The sequence below is a fragment of the Streptomyces lavendulae subsp. lavendulae genome, assembly GCF_002803845.1.
Lineage (GTDB): Bacteria > Actinomycetota > Actinomycetes > Streptomycetales > Streptomycetaceae > Streptomyces > Streptomyces lavendulae.
On sequence record NZ_CP024985.1, the window covers coordinates 1,615,505 to 1,633,929 of the forward strand.

Annotated in this window: 17 protein-coding genes, 1 tRNA gene and 1 riboswitch; of the genes, 4 read left to right on the forward strand and 14 right to left on the reverse strand. The window is 73.6% G+C overall.

The features are described from left to right. The first annotated feature begins 208 nt into the window (after nt 1-208). A complete protein-coding gene (locus tag SLAV_RS07335; RefSeq protein ID WP_030224687.1) occupies nt 209-856 on the forward strand; it encodes an endonuclease in 648 nt (215 codons plus the stop codon). 463 nt (nt 857-1,319) lie between these two features. Here the strand turns inward: SLAV_RS07335 and SLAV_RS07345 are convergent. After that, nucleotides 1,320-1,393: transfer RNA gene (locus SLAV_RS07345), tRNA-Pro, on the reverse strand. A 158-nt stretch (nt 1,394-1,551) separates the two neighbouring features. Between SLAV_RS07345 and SLAV_RS07350 the strand changes: the two genes are divergently transcribed. Both SLAV_RS07350 and SLAV_RS07355 read left to right on the forward strand, forming a co-directional pair. Next, complete coding sequence (locus tag SLAV_RS07350) at nt 1,552-2,253, forward strand: thiamine pyrophosphate-binding protein (RefSeq protein ID WP_030224689.1); 702 nt, start codon at nt 1,552-1,554, stop codon at nt 2,251-2,253. Nucleotides 2,254-2,264: 11 nt separating this feature from the next. Then, the gene (locus tag SLAV_RS07355) at nt 2,265-3,161 is read left to right on the forward strand and encodes a transketolase family protein (RefSeq protein WP_030224690.1); all 897 of its coding nucleotides are present in this window, start codon (nt 2,265-2,267) and stop codon (nt 3,159-3,161) included. A 57-nt stretch (nt 3,162-3,218) separates the two neighbouring features. Here SLAV_RS07355 and SLAV_RS07360 read toward each other — a convergent pair whose 3' ends face one another. The 8 genes from SLAV_RS07360 to SLAV_RS07395 all read right to left on the reverse strand — a co-directional run bounded on the left by SLAV_RS07360 (nt 3,219) and on the right by SLAV_RS07395 (nt 10,639). After that, complete coding sequence (locus SLAV_RS07360) at nt 3,219-3,764, reverse strand: GAF domain-containing protein (RefSeq protein ID WP_030224693.1); 546 nt, start codon at nt 3,762-3,764, stop codon at nt 3,219-3,221. Continuing rightward, entirely contained in the window at nt 3,761-4,366 is a 606-nt protein-coding gene (locus SLAV_RS07365; protein ID WP_030224695.1) for a GTP-binding protein, read from the reverse strand. The genes SLAV_RS07360 and SLAV_RS07365 overlap by 4 nt, the downstream gene beginning before the upstream one ends. Next, entirely contained in the window at nt 4,344-4,763 is a 420-nt protein-coding gene (locus SLAV_RS07370) for a DUF742 domain-containing protein (protein WP_051840140.1), read from the reverse strand. Before SLAV_RS07370 ends, SLAV_RS07365 begins: the two co-directional genes overlap by 23 nt. Then, entirely contained in the window at nt 4,760-5,197 is a 438-nt protein-coding gene (locus tag SLAV_RS07375; protein ID WP_030224699.1) for a roadblock/LC7 domain-containing protein, read from the reverse strand. Before SLAV_RS07375 ends, SLAV_RS07370 begins: the two co-directional genes overlap by 4 nt. Before the next feature lie 48 nt (nt 5,198-5,245). Further along, nucleotides 5,246-7,006, reverse strand: a complete 1,761-nt coding sequence (locus tag SLAV_RS07380; RefSeq protein ID WP_063760234.1) for a sensor histidine kinase — start codon at nt 7,004-7,006, stop codon at nt 5,246-5,248. Nucleotides 7,007-7,280: 274 nt separating this feature from the next. Next, a complete protein-coding gene (locus SLAV_RS07385) occupies nt 7,281-8,492 on the reverse strand; it encodes an MBL fold metallo-hydrolase (RefSeq protein WP_030224703.1) in 1,212 nt (403 codons plus the stop codon). A gap of 181 nt (nt 8,493-8,673) precedes the next feature. Further along, the gene (locus SLAV_RS07390; protein WP_030224705.1) at nt 8,674-9,459 is read right to left on the reverse strand and encodes an SGNH/GDSL hydrolase family protein; all 786 of its coding nucleotides are present in this window, start codon (nt 9,457-9,459) and stop codon (nt 8,674-8,676) included. A 163-nt stretch (nt 9,460-9,622) separates the two neighbouring features. Continuing rightward, complete coding sequence (locus SLAV_RS07395) at nt 9,623-10,639, reverse strand: M23 family metallopeptidase (protein ID WP_030224708.1); 1,017 nt, start codon at nt 10,637-10,639, stop codon at nt 9,623-9,625. Nucleotides 10,640-10,641: 2 nt separating this feature from the next. After that, a riboswitch (cyclic di-AMP (ydaO/yuaA leader) is annotated at nt 10,642-10,808 on the reverse strand. 334 nt (nt 10,809-11,142) lie between these two features. Between SLAV_RS07395 and SLAV_RS07400 the strand changes: the two genes are divergently transcribed. Then, nucleotides 11,143-11,970, forward strand: coding sequence for a tyrosine-protein phosphatase (locus SLAV_RS07400; protein WP_030224710.1), 828 nt, complete (start codon nt 11,143-11,145; stop codon nt 11,968-11,970). Nucleotides 11,971-12,017: 47 nt separating this feature from the next. Here SLAV_RS07400 and SLAV_RS07405 read toward each other — a convergent pair whose 3' ends face one another. The 5 genes from SLAV_RS07405 to SLAV_RS07425 all read right to left on the reverse strand — a co-directional run bounded on the left by SLAV_RS07405 (nt 12,018) and on the right by SLAV_RS07425 (nt 18,398). Continuing rightward, on the reverse strand, nt 12,018-13,421 hold the full coding sequence (locus SLAV_RS07405) for an aspartate aminotransferase family protein (protein WP_030224713.1): 1,404 nt from the start codon (nt 13,419-13,421) through the stop codon (nt 12,018-12,020). Continuing rightward, nucleotides 13,418-14,449: an adenosyl-hopene transferase HpnH gene (gene hpnH, locus SLAV_RS07410; RefSeq protein WP_030224715.1), complete on the reverse strand. Its 1,032-nt coding sequence runs from the start codon at nt 14,447-14,449 to the stop codon at nt 13,418-13,420. Before hpnH ends, SLAV_RS07405 begins: the two co-directional genes overlap by 4 nt. Nucleotides 14,450-14,454: 5 nt before the next feature. Beyond that, entirely contained in the window at nt 14,455-15,099 is a 645-nt protein-coding gene (locus SLAV_RS07415) for a phosphorylase family protein (RefSeq protein WP_030224717.1), read from the reverse strand. Beyond that, complete coding sequence (shc, locus tag SLAV_RS07420; protein WP_051840143.1) at nt 15,099-17,186, reverse strand: squalene--hopene cyclase; 2,088 nt, start codon at nt 17,184-17,186, stop codon at nt 15,099-15,101. The genes SLAV_RS07415 and shc overlap by 1 nt, the downstream gene beginning before the upstream one ends. A gap of 117 nt (nt 17,187-17,303) precedes the next feature. After that, nucleotides 17,304-18,398 carry a polyprenyl synthetase family protein gene (locus SLAV_RS07425; protein ID WP_030224721.1) on the reverse strand — a complete coding sequence of 365 codons (1,095 nt, stop codon included), beginning with the start codon at nt 18,396-18,398 and terminating at the stop codon, nt 17,304-17,306. Between the last annotated feature and the right edge of the window lie 27 nt (nt 18,399-18,425).

The window sequence follows — 18,425 nt, forward strand, 5'->3', positions numbered from 1 at the left end:
CGCTCGCCATGTTGCGTTCCATCATCCGCAGGGCCGTCTCGGCGCGGCCGGCGTCAATGGGGGCGACCACGTCGACGTGGCGGATACCCTCGCCACCGTCGACGGTCTGCTCAAGGACGACCCCTGGCAGGGCCCTCCTCGGTGCCTCTCCCCCGAGTGCCCGCGGCCCGCTCACCTCACCGACCCGTGACGAAGGAGGCCCGACGCCATGACACAGCCACAGCACACGACCGTACGACGGCTGATGGACGCATACGGGCAGACGCACGCCGAGGAAGCCGGCATCAAGCTGCGGAACACACCCGCGCCCCTGTACCAGCTGCTCGTCCTCTGCGTGCTCTTCGCGGTACGCATCAAGGCCGACATCGCCGTGGCCGCCGCCCGCGAGCTGTTCGGCGCCGGAATGCGCACACCCCGGACAATGGCCGACTCCTCCTGGCAGGACCGGGTGGACGCACTCGGCCGCGCCCACTACCGCCGTTACGACGAGAGCACGGCCACCGCACTGGGCGACGGGGCGGAGCTCGTCCTCGACCGGTACCGCGGAGACCTGCGCCGGCTCCGCGACGCGGCCGACGGGGACCCCGACCGGATCCGCGAGCTGCTGCAGGAGGTCCCGCGGATCGGACCGGTGGGAGCGGACATCTTCTGCCGCGAGGCCCAGGGCGTGTGGCCCGAGCTGCGCCCGTCTTTCGACGCCCGTGCCCGCGAGGCCGCCGCCGAGCTCGGCCTCCCGGCCTCTGCGGAGGGCCTCGCACGCCTGGTGGACGCCGAAGCCCTGCCGAGATTGGCAGCCGCCCTGGTAAGGGCCGAACTGTCCAAAAGCGCCGTCGATGACCTCCTGAAGACCGGCTGACACGGCGGACGGAGTTCACGACAGGAATGCGCAACAGGGCCGCACCCACGAGCCCGTGCTCACCAGGATCCGGACCAGCCCCCGCCGACAAACCGCACTTCGCCGTCGATGTCCCCACCCCCGACCACCACCGCACCACGGTGCCGCCAGAAGCGAAGGCCCTGGTGCCGAAGCCAACCGCGACGACCCGCTACCGCGACTACGTCCGCAACGACCCCTATGAGGGGTGATCCTGACGACCCGTTCACCGGACCGGTCTTCTGCCGACCCGACGGCCGGCCGCTCGGACCGCACCGTGTCCTGAACCGACTCCACCAGCTGTCCGAAGAGGCCGGCGTCCCGCGGATCACCGTCCACGACCTGCGGCACCTGGCGGCCACCACGCGACCACCACGCCCCGGACGCGCGAAAGGCCGTCCTCTCATGGATGAGAGAACGGCCTCCGACCTGCGTTTCCGCACAGTCGGGACGACAGGATTTGAACCTGCGACCCCTTGACCCCCAGTCAAGTGCGCTACCAAGCTGCGCCACGTCCCGATGGTCGTTGACCTGGGGTTTCCCCTGGCCGGACCAGCACGAGAACAATACCGCACTTCCGGGGGTGGTCGCGCGCGGGTTGCGCCGCGCGGCCGGATCTGACGGATCCGGCGATGACGGCTTGACCTCAAGTCCACTTGAGGAAGCATGGTGGGTGCATGACACAGGCAATCGCGGACACCGGGTTCCGCCACGGGGATCTGGGCCGCCTCATCGCGCTCATGACAGGGGCCGAGAAGCACGGGCCCGCCGCCACCTCCACGCTCGACGCGCTGTGGGTGCTCTACGACCGGGTGTTGCGCGTCGGGCCCGGGAGCGCCGAGGCGCCGGAGCGGGACCGGTTCCTGCTCTCCAAGGGGCACGGCCCCATGGCCTACTACGCCGTGCTCGCCGCGAAGGGGTTCTTCCCCGTCGAGTGGCTGGCCGGATTCGGCTCCTACGACTCCCCCCTCGGGCACCATCCCGACCGCACCCTGGTCCCCGGCGTGGAGATCGGCAGCGGCTCCCTCGGGCACGGGCTGCCGCTCGCCGTCGGCACCGCGCTCGGGCTGCGGGCCCAGGGGCTGGACGACCCGGCCGTATGGGTGCTGATCGGAGACGCGGAGCTGGACGAGGGCAGCAACCACGAGGCCATCGCCTACGCCGCCCCGGCCGGGCTGGAGCGGCTGCACACCCTGGTGATCGACAACGACTCCGCGACCCACGGCTGGCGCGGCGGGATCGCCTCCCGCTTCGAGGCGGCGGGCTGGTCGGCGGTCACCGTGGACGGGCGCGACCACGAGGCGCTGCACGCCGCCTACACCGCGCCGCATCCGGGCCGGCCGCACGCCGTCGTCGCCCGTGTCGAGAAGAAGTTCTGAGGAGGCGGGTCATGGACACCATGCGGGACCGGTTCGTATCGGTCACATCGAAGCTGCTCGACGAGGACCACCGGCTGGCGGTCGTGCTCGCGGAGATCACCATGGACGGGTTCCGGCCCGCCCAGCAGCGCCACCCGGACCGGGTGATCAACGTCGGGATCCGCGAGCAGCTGCTCGTCGGCGTGGGCGGCGGTCTGGCCCTCACCGGGCTGCGGCCCGTGGTCCACACCTTCGCCAGCTTCCTCGTCGAGCGGCCCTTCGAGCAGGTCAAGCTGGACTTCGGGCACCAGGGCACGGGCGGGGTCCTGGTCAGCGCCTCCGCCAGCTACGACTGGCCGGCCGGCGGGTTCACCCACATGGCGCCGGGTGACGTGGCACTGCTGGACACCCTCGACGGCTGGACGGTCCACACCCCCGGCCACCCCGACGAGGCGGAGGCGCTGCTGCGCCACGCCTACGCCGCCGGGGACGACAAGGTGTACGTCCGCCTCACCGGGCAGTCGAACGCCGCACCGCGCCCCGTCGGCGATCTGCGCACGCAGACGGTGCGCACCGGGAGCGCGGGCGTGGTGCTCGCCGTCGGCCCGCTGCTCGACGAGGTGCTCGCCGCGACCGAGGGCCTCGACGTCACCGTGCTCTACGCGGCCACCGTGCGCCCCTTCGACGACGAGGCCCTGCGCGCCGCCGTGGGCAGGGCGGCGCCGCAGGTGGTCCTGGTCGAGCCGTACCTGGCCGGAACCTCGGCGGCGGCCGCCGGGCAGGCCCTGATGGAGGTGCCGCACCGGATCCTGCCGCTCGGGGTGGGCCGGGCCGAGCTGCGCCGCTACGGCACGGTGGAGGAGCACACCGCCGCCCACGGCCTGGACGCGGCCTCGCTGCGGCAGCGGATCACCGCCTTCCTGCGCTGACCGCGCCGGGAGGGCCCGGCGGGAGTCCGCCCCGTAGCCCCGCGCGGCCCGACGCCGTCAGCCGCGCCGGTCCTCCCGCGCGTGGATCAGCTCCACCAGGTCGGCGGCGAGTGCCTTGACCGTCGTCAGGCCCTCCGTCCCCCAGCGCCGCGGCACCACGTCCACCGCGCACACCGTGCCCAGGACGACGCCGCGCCGGTCGGTGAGCGGAGCCCCCAGGTACGAGCGCACCCCGCTCTCGTCCACGACCGCGTTGCCCGCGAAGCGCGCGAAGTCCCGGACGTCCTGGAGCACCAGTGCGCGGCGCCGCACCACCACGTGCGGGCAGTAGCCGTGGTCCCGGGGCAGCACCCGTGCCGGGTACCCGGCCTGTGCGGCGTCCGGGCCGTGGTGCAGCCCGGCGAAGAACTGCCGTTCCTCCCCGACGAAGTTGACTCCGGCGTACGGGGTCCGCAGGGTCCGGGCGACGCGCGCCGCGAAGGCGTCGAGTTCCGCGTCCACCCGCTCCCCCAGACCCAGTTCGCGCAGCCGGACGGCGCGCGCGGGCGCCTCCCGGTCCACCGGAGTGAGGAGCAGGTGACCGGTCGATTCGTAGTACGTCATGGCGGTTCCCCCGGATCCGAGTGGGCTTGTTTCCCTGTGGACAGCAGATGGTGGACGAGGGCCGCGAGGGTCCCCGTACCGGAACCCCGCAGTCGCGCGTCACAGCGGACGACGGGCACCCGCGGGCCGAGGCCGACCGCCTCGCGGACCTCCTCGGCGGTGTAGCGGTGGGCGTCGTCGAACTCGTTGACGGCGACGACGAAGCCGATCCCGCGCCGCTCGAAGAAGTCCACGGCGGGGAAGCAGTCGGCGAGCCGGCGGGTGTCGGCCAGCACCACGGCCCCCAGGGCTCCCGCGCACAGCTCCTCCCACAGGAACCAGAAGCGCTGCTGCCCCGGCGTGCCGAACAGGTACAGGACGTGCCGGTCGTCGAGGGTGATCCGGCCGAAGTCCAGCGCGACCGTCGTCGTCGCCTTCGACTCCACCCCGTCGAGCGGGTCGGAGCCCTCGCCCACCCCGCTCAGCACCTCCTCCGTGCGCAGCGGCTCGATCTCGCTGACCGCGCCCACGAAGGTGGTCTTCCCCGCCCCGAACCCGCCCGCGACCAGGATCTTCAGGGTCGCGGGCGGGGCGGGGGCGTCACAGTCGCCGGCGTAGGCCATCGAGCACCGCCCTGAGCAGGGTCTGGTCGTCGTCGGCGAAGGAACCGCCGTCGGGGAACCGGGGCGCCCGCACCGAGACGGCCCCGTACTGCATCAGGTCGCACAGCAGCACCTTCACCACCACCGCCGGGAGCCGCAACTGCCCGGCCACCTCGGCGACGGTCACCCCGGCCGCACCCGCGCAGATCCGCAGCGCGAGGGTGTGCTCGGCTCCGAGCGGAACGCGCGGACGGACCCCGGTCGCGGTCACCAGCGACAGCAGGTCGAGGTGGACGGCCGCCCGGGTCCGCCCGCCGCTGGCGGTGTACGGGCGCATCACCCGGCCCGCCGAATCGTCCAGCCAGGGCGTGTCGCGCGCCGCACCGGCTCCCCTGTCCCCCCGTGCCCAGACCCTCATCGCTCCGCGTCGACGGCGTGCGCGGGCCGGCGCGGCGGGGCCGCCAGGTACGGGCGGACGCTCTTGACCAGCATCGCCATCTCGTAGCCCAGGACGCCCGCGTCGGCCTCCCGGTCCGCGAGCACCGCCAGGCAGGTCCCGGATCCGGCGGCCGAGACGAAGACCAGCGCCGTGTCCAGCTCGACCACCACCTGCCGGACCTCGGCCCCGTCCCCGAACCGGGATCCGGCGCTGCGCCCCAGCGAGTACAGCCCGGAGGCCAGGGCGGCCATGTGGTCGGCGCTGTCCGGATCCATTCCGTGCACGCAGGTGACGAGCCCGTCCGCGGTGAGCAGCACCGCGCTGCGCGTGTACGGCACGCGTTGGACCAGGCCGCCGAGCAGCCAGTCGAGGTCCGAGAGGCTGCCTGTCTTCGTCGCCGCTTCTCCGGCCATGGGGTTGTGCTCCTTGCTGGGGTGAGGGGTCCGGGCCGGGGGCCCGGTTCATGCCTGCTGCTCCGACTGGGCGAGCCCGAAGCCGCGCTGGAAGGCGGCCATCAGGCCGGGGTCGTGCACGGGTTGTTCGGTGTCGGGTGCCCGGCGCGGGGCGGGGGTCTCGCGCAGCTGCGGCGCGAGGTGGTGCTGGGCCCGGCGCCGGGGCAGCGCCGGCCGCTCCTCCCCGTCCGGGGCGGGGGCGGGTACGACCGCGTGCCCGGCCTCCGACGGCACCGCGGGGGACGTTCGTACGGGGACGGGCGCGGGCGCCGCCGCTGCGGCCGGGGCGGTCGCGCCGGGGGTCACGGCCACGGCGGGCGGGACCGGGACGGGAGCGGCCACGGCGGGCGGGACCGGGACGGCAGCGGCCACCGGGACGCCCGCGGGGGGCTCCGCGGGGGCCGCCGCCTGCGCCCACCAGCCGCCGGGCCCCCGCTCCGGCGCGGGCTCCCCCTGCGGCCGGACGCCCGGCACGTGGACGCGTACGGGTTCCAGCGGAGGCACGGCTCCGCCCTCGCCGGTCCCCCAGGAGGTGGCCCGCGACCCCTCCAGGAGGTCGGCTCCGCTCGGCGCGTCCGCGCCCAGCAGCGCCTGGGGCAGCACCAGGACGGCCAGCACCCCGCCGTAGATGTTGGACTTCAGCTCGACGGCGATGCCGTGGCGGCGGGCCAGCGCCGAGACCACGAAGAGCCCGATCCGCCCGTCGGCGAGCAGGTGCCGCACGCTCACCTGGTCGGGGTCGCCCAGCAGGGCGTTCATCCGGTGCTGCTCCCCGGCGGGCATGCCCAGTCCGCGGTCCTCGACCTCGACCGCGATCCCGGCGGTGACCCGCTCCGCCCGCACCACGACGTCGGTGTCGGGGGCGGAGAACACCGTGGCGTTCTCGACGAGTTCGGCCAGCAGGTGCACCACATCGGCGACGGCGTGTCCGCGCACCGTGCCGCCCGCCGGGGGCACCACCTTGACCCGGGTGTACTGCTCGACCTCGGCCACCGACGAACGCAGCACCTCGCTCAGGTCGATGGGCCGGGTCCACTGGCGGCGCGAGGCGGACCCGCCGAGCACGGCGAGGTTCTCCGCGTGCCGCCGGATCCGGGTGGCGAGGTGGTCGACGTGGAAGAGCTCCTTGAGCAGGTCGGGGTCCTCGACCGTGTCCTCCAGCTCGTCGAGCAGGGAGATCTCGCGGTGCACGAGCGACTGAAGCCGGCGCGCGAGGTTGACGAAGACCTCCACCTTGCGGTCGCTGTCGCTCGGCGCGGCCGGGACGGCCAGCCGCACCAGGGTCGTGTAGGCCTGTTCGCGGGCGCCGCGCAGCTCCTGCGCGAGCAGCCAGAACTCGTCCACCCCGGCCGGGTCGGCGGCCGTCGGCGGACCGCTCGGCCCCCCTCGTACGGGCCGTCCCGGACTCTCCCCCCGCTCCAGGCGCTCGGCGGCCGTCCGCAGCTCCTGGCGGCCCCGCACGCTGGAGCGCCGCAGGGCCTCGCAGCGGTCGCGCACGGCCTTGGCCGCCCGCTGCGCCCCGAGCAGGGCACAGGCGAGGGCGCCCACGACGAGCAGGGCGCAGCCGGTGAGGACGGGCCAGAGCCGGGCGTCGCGCTCCCCGGCGCCCCCGCCGAGCTGGAGGGTGAAGATGACCGCGGCGGTGCCGCTGAGCCCGGCGGCGAGCGTGGGCAGCAGGGCGGCGCGGACCAGCTGGGGGCCTATCTGCCGGCCGGGTCCGGTGACGGCGTGTCTCGACGGGGCGTGGCGGGCTGCGCGGAATCCGGACATCGGCGTCCTCGGTACGTGGGGCCCGGCCACCGGCGGTCCCGGGGCCCGGTGTTGATCACCGGATACCCACGCTAGACCGCACGCTCCCACCCCTGACGCCCAGTTGGGGAACTTGGCAGGGCTGCTTCCCGCTCCCGATGGAGCGCTCGTACGAGAGCCCGAATGCGCCGGGAGCGCGTACCCCGGGAGGGCCGGGGGGCGTACGCCGCCCGGCCCGCGCTCCCCGCGAGAACCCGGGGCCCGGGCCTCCCACCGGGCCCCGGACCCCGGTCCGCTACGACCCCACGGCCTCCGGCTCGCCCTGTCCGGCCGGTGCCGGGGCGACGGGAGCGGCCGCGGGGCGCGCCCGTACGGGGGTGGCCGTCACCGGGGCCGGGGGCGCGGCCACGAAGGGGCGCCACCAGGCCTGGTCCGGGGCGTCGGCCGCGCCGGGCTCGAAGGGCTGGCCCGGGATCGGCAGGGCGACGGCCGCCCCGGCCGCCCCGGCGGCGGCGACGGTGCCCTCGCCGGGCTCGTCCCACGGGTGCGGGGCCAGGTTGAAGGTGCCCCAGTGGATCGGCAGCATCGTCCCGTGCGGGAGCCCGCCCTGGAGGTCGAGGTGGGCCCGGATCCCCTCCGCGGGGGTCATGTGGATGTCCGGCCAGTACTCGGAGTAGGCGCCGATCTGGATCATCGTCGCGTCGAAGGGGCCGTGCTCGGCGCCGATCTCCGCGAAGCCGGGGAAGTAGCCGGTGTCCCCGCTGTGGAAGATCCGGTGTTCCCCGCTCTTGACGACCCAGGAGGCCCAGAGGGTGAACTGCTGGTTGCGCAGGCCGCGGCCGCAGAAGTGGCGGGCCGGGGTGGCCGTGAGGGAGAGCCCGGCGACCTCGGTCGTCTCGTTCCAGTCGAGCTCGCGCAGCCGGTCCGGGGCCACGCCCCAGCGCTCCAGGTGGGCGCCGACGCCGAGCGGGACCGCGAAGACGGTGTCCGTGCCGGCCAGTGCCTTGATGGTGGGCAGGTCGAGGTGGTCGTAGTGGTCGTGGGAGATCACCACGACGTCGACCTCGCCGAGGGAGGCCAGCGGCACGGGGACCGGGTGCAGCCGCTTGGGTCCCGCGAAGGGGAAGGGGGAGCAGCGCTCGCCCCAGACCGGGTCGAAGAGCACCCGGCGCCCGTCGATCTCGGCGAGCACGCTGGAGTGCCCCATCCAGGTCAGGCGCAGCCCGCTGACCGGCGGTTTCGCCAGCTCGGCGAGGGTCGTGGGGTAGACCGGGATGGGGGCGCCCGGGTTGCGCCGTACCCGCTGCTCCTTGTGGAAGTAGATCTTGGCGAACTCGACCATGGACCCTGAGGGCCTGGTCCGTGCGCCCACGGGGTTCTGGAAGACCCCGTCGGCGAAGTTCGGCGAGCGCAGGATCCGCTCCAGCCGTGCGCCGGAGGGGTCCGCGCCGAAGGCTTCGGGCCGCAGGGCGCGCAGCCGGGGACGCAGGGGTTGGGAGCCGGTCAAGGCGCCTCCTGGAGGTGCAGGACGGTGTGGGACGGTCGTACGACCACGACCATCCCAACGCGTACCGGCCCCCGAGGATTCCGCGTCCCGCCCGCGAGTCGGCCGGACCTCCCGACCGGCCGCCCACGGGCCGCCCGTGCGGGTCCTGCCGCGGGCGGCCCGGCGGTCCTCCCCGGGGCCGCTAGAGCGGCAGCAGGTCCGGGCGCTTGGCCTCGACGTGGTCGCCGGAGGACTCCCCGCGCAGCCGGCGCCCGATCCAGGGGACGAGGTGCTCGCGCGCCCACTGGATGTTGTCCCGGGTGACGTCCACCGATCCGCGCGGCGGGGTGGGCGGCCACGGCTGGTCCGGGTCGGCGGGGACCTCGTAGCCGAGGACCTGCGCGGCGCGGAGCGCGACGCGGGTGTGGCCCTCGGGCGAGAGGTGCAGCCGGTCGCCGTCCCAGGCCCGGCGGTCCTGCACCGACTTCAGCGACCACAGGTCGAGGACCGGGCAGTCGTAGCGGTCGGCGATGGCGCGCACGTGCGCGCTGTACGTCGCGACCTTGCCCCGCAGGTGCTTGAGGACGGGGATGCCGCGGGTGTCGAAGCCGGTGGTGATCATGACGAGGCCGACGGCCCCGGTGAGGTCGGCCACCGCCGCCTCGAACCGTTCCGCCACGTCGTCCGGGTCACTGCCCGGCCGGATGATGTCGTTGCCGCCCGCGCAGAAGGTGACCAGGTCCGGGGCGAGGTCCTTGGCCCTGGGCACCTGTTCGGCCACGATCTGGTCGAGGAGCTTGCCCCGCACCGCGAGGTTCGCGTACCGGAAGTCGTGCTCGTCGCGCTGATCGGCCAGGAGCACGGCGAGCCGGTCCGCCCAGCCGAGGTACGAATCCCCGGGTCCCGGGTCCCCCACGCCTTCGGTGAAGCTGTCCCCGATCGCCGCGTACGAGCCGATGGTCTTGAGTGTCGTCTTCGTCGCTGCCACGGAACGACATCCTTCACCCCCGCCGCCAACCTACGCCAACGTAATGAGGGGTTGACGGACCGTGATCTATACCACGCGGGGGATAAGGAATAAGTACACGTGGGGCCGGGACCCCCCTCAGGCCCCGGCCCCACGCGTGTCCGTGCCGCTGCCGCGGCTCCCGTCAGACGTTCACGCCCTTGGAGCGGAGGTAGGCCAGCGGGTCGATGTCCGAGCCGTAGGACGGGCCGGTGCGGATCTCGAAGTGGAGGTGCGGGCCGGTCACGTTGCCGGTGGCGCCGGAGAGGCCGATCCGCTGTCCGGCGGTGACGCTCTGGCCGACCGAGACGGACAGCTGGGAGAGGTGGCCGTACTGGGAGTACTTGCCGTCGGCGTGGCGGATGACGACCTCGTTGCCGTACGCGCCTCCCCAGCCCGCGGACACGACGGTGCCCGCGCCCACCGCCTTGACGGTGGTGCCGGTGCTCGCGATGAAGTCGACGCCGGTGTGGTAACCGGAGGACCACATGCTGCCGCTCTGGTGGTACGGGGTGGAGGTGCCGCCGTCGACCGGGGCGACGAAACCGGAGCCGTTCGAGGGCGCCTCGGAACCGGTCGCGGCGGCGGGCGCGGAGGGCGCCGGGCGCTGGGCGGGGGTCCGGGCCGCGGCCCCGCGCGGGGCGGCGGACTTCGGTGCGGGGGTCTCGTCGGCGGTGTCCCCGCCGGCCGTGCCCGTGGCGGACGGGGCCTCGTCCGCCGCCTGAGTACCGCTGGAGGATCCCTCGGTCCCGGCCGCAGGAGCCTTCGGGGCGGGGGCGGCGCCGCGGCCGTCCAGGGTCAGCCTGAGGCCCGGATGGATGAGGGAGGGGTTCTCGCCGACGGCCTCGCGGTTGTCCGCGTAGAGCCGCTCCCAGCCGCCCGGGAGGTGGCGCTCGGCGGCGATCTTCGACAGGTAGTCGCCCGGCACGACCGTGTAGACGGCCGGAGCGGCTGCGGGGGCCGTGGCCGGGGCGGCGGTGGCGGCCCGGAGGGCCTGGGGCGCCTGTGCGGGCTGCGCGGGCGCCGCGGCCGGGGTGGCGGCGTGGGCGCCGGCGGCGAGGGTCAGCGGCAGCGCGAGGGCGGCGCCACCGGTGCCGGCCACGGCGAGACCGCGGGATATGGAACGGGACTTCGGACGGCGGTGCTTACCCTTTGCGGGCATGGTGCATTCCTCTCCGGCGCCTGCGAGGTGAGCTGTCGGGTTCGGACTGGAGATGTCCGGCCGCACCCGTGGAACGCGCGTACGACTTCACCCCGAGCCGCCCCGAAGTGATCCGGAACGGCGACTTACCTGGTTCCCCCGCTCCTGCCGCGCGCGTCGATGGTCGGGTGCGGTTCCCGGGCGGCGGCAGGATGAGGCGGTCCACCCGGATCGATCGCGAAGGTAATCCAGCGGGAGTGCGCGCAACAAGCCGTGAATTCCCTGACGGAATAGCAGGAATGAAGGATCATCGGAATTCCCGTCACCCTCCGTCCATTCCCGTGCGACAACAGCCGCCCTGGCAAGGGAATTCTGATTCCGCGATCAGGCACGGACGGTCACCGTATGATCTGGCTCACGGGGCCCGGCGCGATCTCGCCCCCACGTACGGCAAGTTGGCCCCAACCAGAGCAAGCAGAGCAATTCGGACACGCAGGACACGCCAGACACGCGGAGGAGCGCACGTGACCCAGCAGATACCCCAGCCCCCGCCGAGCGCGCCGGAGCCGGCGCCCGGGCCCGAGCTCTCCGGGGTGCGCAATTTCCGTGACGTGGGCGGCCTGTCGACCACCGACGGACGGCAGGTCAGGCCGGGACGACTGTTTCGAAGCGGACATCTCGCGCATGCCACCGAAACCGATGCAGAATTCCTCGAATCCCTCGGGCTGCACACCGTCTTCGACTTCCGCAACGGAGCCGACCAGGCCCTGGAGGGCCCCGACGTCGAGCTGGCGGGCGTGCGCAACGTGAACATCCCGCTGTCGGACCCGGCCGACGGGAGGGAGTTCTGGGCGATGGTCCGCGACGGGGAGCTCGACCGGCTCCGCACCGTCCTGGGCGACGGCAAGGCGGCCGCCCGCATGAGGGACTCGTACCGGACGATCATCCTCACCCGCACCGCCGAGCACGGCCGGGTGGTGCACGCCCTCGCCGAGGACAGCGTCCCGGCGCTGATGCACTGCGCCGCGGGCAAGGACCGCGCGGGACTGTCGATCGCCGTCACCCTGCTCGCCCTGGGCGTCGAGCGCGACGCGATCGTGGCCGACTACCTGGAGTCCAACGCCCCGCACAACCGCTACCGCGTCCGGCGCGGCAGCGACGCGCCCGAGGCCCGCTCCCCCGAGGTGATGGAACTGCTGGCCCCGCTCTTCGAGGCGCGCGCCGAGTACCTGCTCACCGCGTTCGACGCCATCGACGGCCGGTGGGGCGGGGTGGACGGCTACCTCGCCGAGGGCCTCGGCCTCGCGCCCGCCACCCTGGAGCGGCTGCGCGAGCGGCTCCTCACCGGCTGACGCCGGCGGGGCCCGCGGCGGGGGCCCGCACGGCGCCCGCCGCCCGCTCAGCGGTTGCCGACCGCCTGCTTGACCAGGGTCCTGCCGAAGTCCCACATCAGCCCGCCCCCGCCGTGCGCCTCGTCCATGACCTCGCGGAACGCCCCGACGAAGCGGTCCACGTCCGCCTCGTCCACGATCAGCGGCGGGATGAGCTTGATGACCTCCAGGTGGTCGCCGGAGACCTGGGTCAGGATCCGGTGCCGGTTCAGCAGCGGCGCGACGACCATCTGCGCGAACAGCCCCTTGCGGGCCGCCTGGAGCACGGCCCAGCGGCTGCGCAGGCCCAGGGAGGACGGCCGGCCGAACTCGATGCCGATCATCAGGCCGCGCCCCCGCACCTCGTGCAGCAGCTCGTACTCGTCCACGAGCGCGGCGAGCCGCCCGCGCAGCAGGTCGCCCGTCGCGCGGGCGTTGGCCACCACCTGCTCGTCCTCCATGACGGCGAGGACCGCCAGCCCGGCCGCCATCGCCTGCGCGTTGGAGCCGAAGCTGGCGGAGTGCACCAGCACCCGGTCCATGGAGGAGTAGACCTTCTGGAAGATCCAGTCCTTGCCGAGGGTCGCGCCAACGGGGACGTAGCCGCCGGAGAGGGCCTTGGCCACGCACACCAGATCCGGTTCCACGCCCGGCTCGTGCTGGTACGCGTAGAAATCTCCCGTCCGGCCGAGGCCGGTCTGGACCTCGTCCGCGATGAGCAGCGCCTTGTGGCGGTGCAGCAGTTCCTGTGCGGCGCGCAGGTATCCGGGCGGGGCGGCGAGCACCCCCTTGCCCTGGACCGGCTCGACGATCAGGGCGGCGACGTCCCCGCGCCGGAGCTCCGCCTCCAGCGCGTCCAGGTCCCCCATCGCGATCTTCGTGTCGGGGAGCAGCGGGGCGAAACCCTCGCGGAACCCGCCCTCCCCGTTGACCGACAGCGAGCCCGTGGTGAGCCCGTGGAAGGCGTGGTCGCAGTAGAGGATCCTGGGGCGGCCGGTGGCGTAGCGGGCGAACTTCAGGGCGGTCTCGACGGCCTCGGTGCCGCTGTTGCCGAAGAAGACCCGGTCCAGGTGGGGGCTGTGGCCGAGGAGCTTCTCGGCCAGCAGTCCCGGCAGCGGCTGGCAGTCGAAGCGGGTCAGGTCGGCGAGCTGGGCGTCCAGCACGTCGTGCAGGGCCCGGCGCACCACGGGGTGGTGGCGGCCCAGGCCCATCACGCCGAACCCGGCCAGCATGTCGAGGTAGTCGTTGCCCTCGTCGTCCCAGAAGTGCGCGCCCTCGGCCCGTACGTAGACCTTGTCGAAGCCGATGGTGCGCAGCATCCGGGGCAGCTGGTGGTTGAGGTGGCGGGCGTGCAGCTCGTACCGCTCCCCGCCGCGCTCGGCCAGCAGCGCGGCGAGGTCGAAGCCCTTGCCCCCTCCGGGCGCGGACGTCATGCCGAGCCGGCCCGGTTGCCGCCGATCGTCTCCCGGGCCGCGCGCAGGGACTCCTTGAGGGATCCCATCGTGGCGAGGACGGCGGTCGGCTCGTAGCCGCAGTGCGCCATGCAGTTCGCGCAGCGCGGGTCCTTCCCGCGGCCGTACTTGCTCCAGTCGGTGTCCTCGATCAGCTCCCGGTACGTGGGCACGTAGCCGTCGCTCATCAGGTAGCAGGGGCGCTGCCAGCCGAAGAGGGAGTAATTCGGGATCGCCCAGGCGGTGCAGGGGAAATCCGCCTTTCCTTCGAGGAAGTCGAGGAAGAGCGGGGAGTGGTTGAGCCGCCAGCGCAGCCGGTTGCCTCCGGCGAAGGCCTTCTTGAAGAGTTCCCGGGTCTGTTCGACGCCCAGGAAGTGTTCCTGGTCGGGGGCCTTTTCGTAGGCATAGGCGGGCGAGATCATCATTTCGTCGACCTGGAGGTCGTCGTTGAGGTAGTTCAGCACCTCGATGATCGTCTGGGGTGTGTCGGTGTTGAAGAAGGTGGAGTTGGTGGTCACCCGGAATCCGCGACGCTTGGCCTCCTTGATGGCCGCCACGGCTTCGTCGAAAACGCCTTCCTTGGCCACGGATTCGTCGTGGCGTTCGCGCAGTCCGTCGATGTGGACGGCGAAGGCGAAATACGGGGAGGGGGTGAACTTCTCGATCTTCTTGCGGAGCAGCATCGCGTTGGTGCAGAGGAAGACGTACTTCCGCCTGGCCACCAGCTGGCGCACGATCTCGTCGATCTGCGGGTGCATCAGGGGCTCGCCGCCCGCGATGGACACCATCGGGGCGCCGGACTCAAGGACGGCGCCGACCGCCTGGGCGACGGGCATGCGCTGCTTGAGCACCCCCGCCGGATGCTGGATCTTCCCGCAGCCCTCGCAGGCCAGGTTGCACGCGTAGAGCGGCTCCAGCTCGACGATCAGCGGGAACTTCTCGCGCTTGCGGAGCTTCTGTTCGAGAAGATAGGTCCCGACCCTGATGGACTGTCGCAACGGCATGGCCATCTGGCTCACCTCCTGGGGAGCAGCAACGAACGGTGCCAGTCATGGAACGCGGGCCGTACGGCACGCAGCACGCGGAAGGCCGATATTCCTCCGCGCACCGTGCCGATACGGACGAGCTCGTGCTCCGGAGCGTCCACGATCACCCGGACGGCCGCAAGGGGACGGCCGGCGCCCCCGTGTGCGGTCCACAGGGTGGCCGCGGACTCCATGTCGACCGCGATGGCGCCGGTGGCGCGCAACTGCGCGCGCTCCGGCCCGCGGACGACGTGGTCGGATCCGGTCAGTGCGCCGAGGTGCACGGTCCGGCCGGGCACCGCCCGGGCCAGTGCCTCGGCGAGGAGGGCGGTGCCGGTGCAGGCGACCGCCCCGCGCGGGTCCCGGGTCTCCTCGGCGACGACCAGGTCGCCGGGGTGCATCCCGGGGACGAGGCCGGCGCAGAAGCCGGTCGCCAGGACGGCGGCCCGCTCCATGCCGGGCCGTCCGAGGGCCCGCGTGAGGGCGCGCTCGGCGGCGCGCGGGCCCATGCCCGTGCGCAGCAGCGCCCCGTCCGGTGCGCCGCCGCGGCCGGCGCTGCGCAGGGCCGCCTGCTCGATGCGCAGGGCGCAGGCGATCAGCAGCGGGGGCCTGGGCGGCGGCGCTCCGGCGTTCATCAGGACGCTCCGGCCGGCCGGTGGGCCCCGGGCGTGCGCGGACCGTCGGGGCCGAACGGTTCTCCGTGGAGGTAGCGGCCCAGGGCGGTGAGGGGGAACACCTGCCGGTAGAGGTGGTAGTTGATGGAGAAGTCCCAGGGGAAGCCGGTGCCGGTGAAGTACGGCTCGTCCCAGGTCCCGTCGGGGCGCTGGGTCCCGACCAGGTAGGCCAGTCCCCGCTCGACGGCCTTGCCGTCGCGCTCCCCCGCCGACAGCAGCGCCATCAGCGCCCAGGCGGTCTGGGAGGCGGTGGAGGCGCCCTTCCCGGCCCATGAGCGGTCCTGGTAGGAGCGCTGGTCCTCGCCCCAGCCGCCGTCCTCGTTCTGTACGGATTCCAGCCAGGCCACGGCCCGCCGGACCGCGGGGTGCGAGGGGGCGATGCCGGCGGCGGTGAGGGCCGGGACCACCGAGCCCGTCCCGTAGACGTAGTTGGTGCCCCAGCGTCCGAACCAGGAGCCGTCCGGCTCCTGTTCGGCGAGCAGCCAGGCGACGCCGCGCCGGGTGCGGGGGTCGGCGGCCTTGCCCTCGAAGGCGAGCATCTCGACGACGTGGGCGGTGACATCGGCCGAGGGCGGGTCGATGACCTCGCCGAAGTCGCAGAAGGGCAGCCGGTTGGGGAAGGGGCTGGTGTTGTCGGCGTCGAAGGCGCCCCAGGCGCCGTTCTTCGACTGCATGCCGAGGTTCCAGGAGACCCCGCGGGCGATGGCGGCCTCGACCTTCGCCGGTTCGGGGTGGTGGATCCGGCGCAGGGCCAGGACGACCTCGGCGGTGTCGTCGATGTCCGGGTAGTTGTCGTTGTGGAACTCGAAGGCCCAGCCGCCGGGTTCGAGCCCGGGGCGGCGCACGGCCCAGTCGCCGCTGCGCCGGATCTCCTCGCCGAGCATCCAGTCGGCGGCCTTGACCAGGGCGGGGTGGTCGGGGCGCACCCCGGCGTCGGCGAGGGCGATCGCGGCGAGGCAGGTGTCCCACACCGGGGACTGGCAGGCCTCGATCATGCGGGCGCCGTCCTCGCGCCAGACCGCGAACCGGTCGAGGGACTCCAGTCCGGCCCGCATCACCGGGTGCCCCAGGTCGTAGCCGAGCAGGTGGAGGGCGATGACGGAGTACACCGCGGGTGGCTGGATCCCGCCCCAACAGCCGTCGTTCTCCTGGCGCTCGACGATCCAGCGGCCGGCGGCCGTCATGGCGGCCTTGCGCAGCCGGCCCGGGGCGAACCGCCGGTAGAGGTGCAGGGCCTTGTCCATGCGCTGGAAGGCCCCTTCCCAACTGGCCAGCGGAGCGGCCGGCCTGGCCGGGAAGGGGTTGCGCGCGTCGGTGTGCAGCTCGTCGAGCGCGAAGGGGGCCGGGCGGACGGGCCGCAGGGCCGAGACGACGGTGAGCGGGACGATCGTCTGGCGGGCCCAGCAGCCGAAGTCGTAGATGTTCAGCGGCACCCAGGGGGGCAGGAAGACCAGCTCGGGCGGGAGTTCGGGCAGGTGGTCCCAGTTCCACCAGCCGAACAGGGCGAGCCAGATCCGGGTGAACACCCGGGCGCCGGCGATCCCGCCGTGGGCCCGGATCCAGGCCGAGGCGCGGGCCATGTGCGGGCTGCCCGGTTCGTCCCCGGCCAGGCGCAGGGCGACGTACGCCTCGATGGTGGCGGAGAGTTCGGGCGGCCCGCCGTGGAAGGTGGCCCAGGTGCCGTCCTCGCGCTGCTCGCCCCGGATGAAGAGGGCGGCGGCGCGCGTGGTGGCCTCGTCCCGGATGCCGAGGAACTGCCTCAGCAGCAGGTCCTCGGCGTCCATGGTGACGTTGGTCTCCAGGTCGCCCTTCCACCACCCGGCCGGGTCCTGGCGCTCCAGCAGCGCGCGGACGGCCTTGTCGGTGGCCTCCTGGACACCCCGGACACCGCGCGGCGAGCCGTCCGGCCCCGCCCCGGCGCCGGGCGGCCCGGCGGCCGCGTCCCTCGGCGCTGCGGGCGCCGGGGCGGCCGTCCCTGCCGTCCCCTCTTGGTGTTCCGGATCCGCACCGCGGGCCATCGCACCGGCGCCGTCGGTCGTCGCTGTCATGGCTTCCCCTTAGAACAGTGTCCTCTGCTGTGCTGGGGTCTGCCGTCGGCCGGTGCGCTCTAGCAGGTGGCGGCGCCGGCCGGCGACTCGCGCTTCATATCCGCTGCCGGGTGGCGATCACCTCTTGCGCACGACGACGAAGTCGGCGAGGGCGACGAGCTGGTCCCGTACCCGCTGCGGCATGTTCACGTCGTCCAGGGCCCGGATCGCCACCGCGTGCTGGCGCCGGGCCTCGTCGGCGGTCCACTGGCGGCCGCCCGCGGCCTCGATGAGCGAGGCGCGGTGGGCGAACTCCTCCTCGGAGAAGTTCTCGAAGTCGTTGCTCTTGGCATCGGCGGCGAGCAGCTGGGCGAGTTCCTCGCAGGCGGGTCCGCCGGCCGCGAGGGCGGCGACCACGGGCAGGGACTTCTTGCGCTGGCGCAGGTCGCTCCAGGTCTGCTTGCCGGTCGCGTCCGGGTCGCCCCAGATGCCGAGGAGGTCGTCGACGGCCTGGAAGGCGAGGCCGAGGTGGTAGCCGTACTCCTCCAGCTTGTCGGCGGTGCGGTCGTCGGCGCCGCCGAGGACGGCGCCGATGGAGACCGCGCAGGCGAGCAGGGCGCCCGTCTTGTTGCCCTCCATCTCCAGGCACTCCTCGACGCTGACGCGCTCGCGGTGCTCGTAGGAGATGTCCTGGGCCTGGCCGTCGATGAGCTTGCGGCTGGCCGTGGTCAGGCGGCGGGCCGCGCGGCCCGCCTCGACGGTGCCCAGCTCCAGCAGGACCTCGTTGGCGAGGGCGAAGAGGGCGTCGCCGACGAGGATCGCCAGCGCCGGTCCGTGGACCTTCCAGACCGTGTCGCGGTGGCGGCGCTGTTCGTCGCCGTCCATCAGGTCGTCGTGCAGCAGCGAGAAGTTGTGGACGAGCTCCACGGCGACGGCGCCGGGGATGCCGACCTCGGCGGAGGCGCCGGCGGCCTCGGCGGAGAGCAGGGCGAGGGCGGGCCGGACGGCCTTGCCCCCGTCGCCGTCCGCCGGGTTGCCCTGGGCGTCGATCCAGCCGAAGTGGTAGGCGGCGACCGTGTCCATGGGCGCCGCGAGCCGGTCTACGGCGGCCCGGAGCACGGGGGTCGACAGCGTGCGGCCGCGTTCCAGGAGGGCGAGCGTGTCCGCCTGCTCCCCGCCGGCCGTGCCCACACTGGCAGCCGTGTTCTCGACAGCCGGGTTCCCCGGGTTCACTGGCTCTCCTCTGGTTCCTGTACGTGC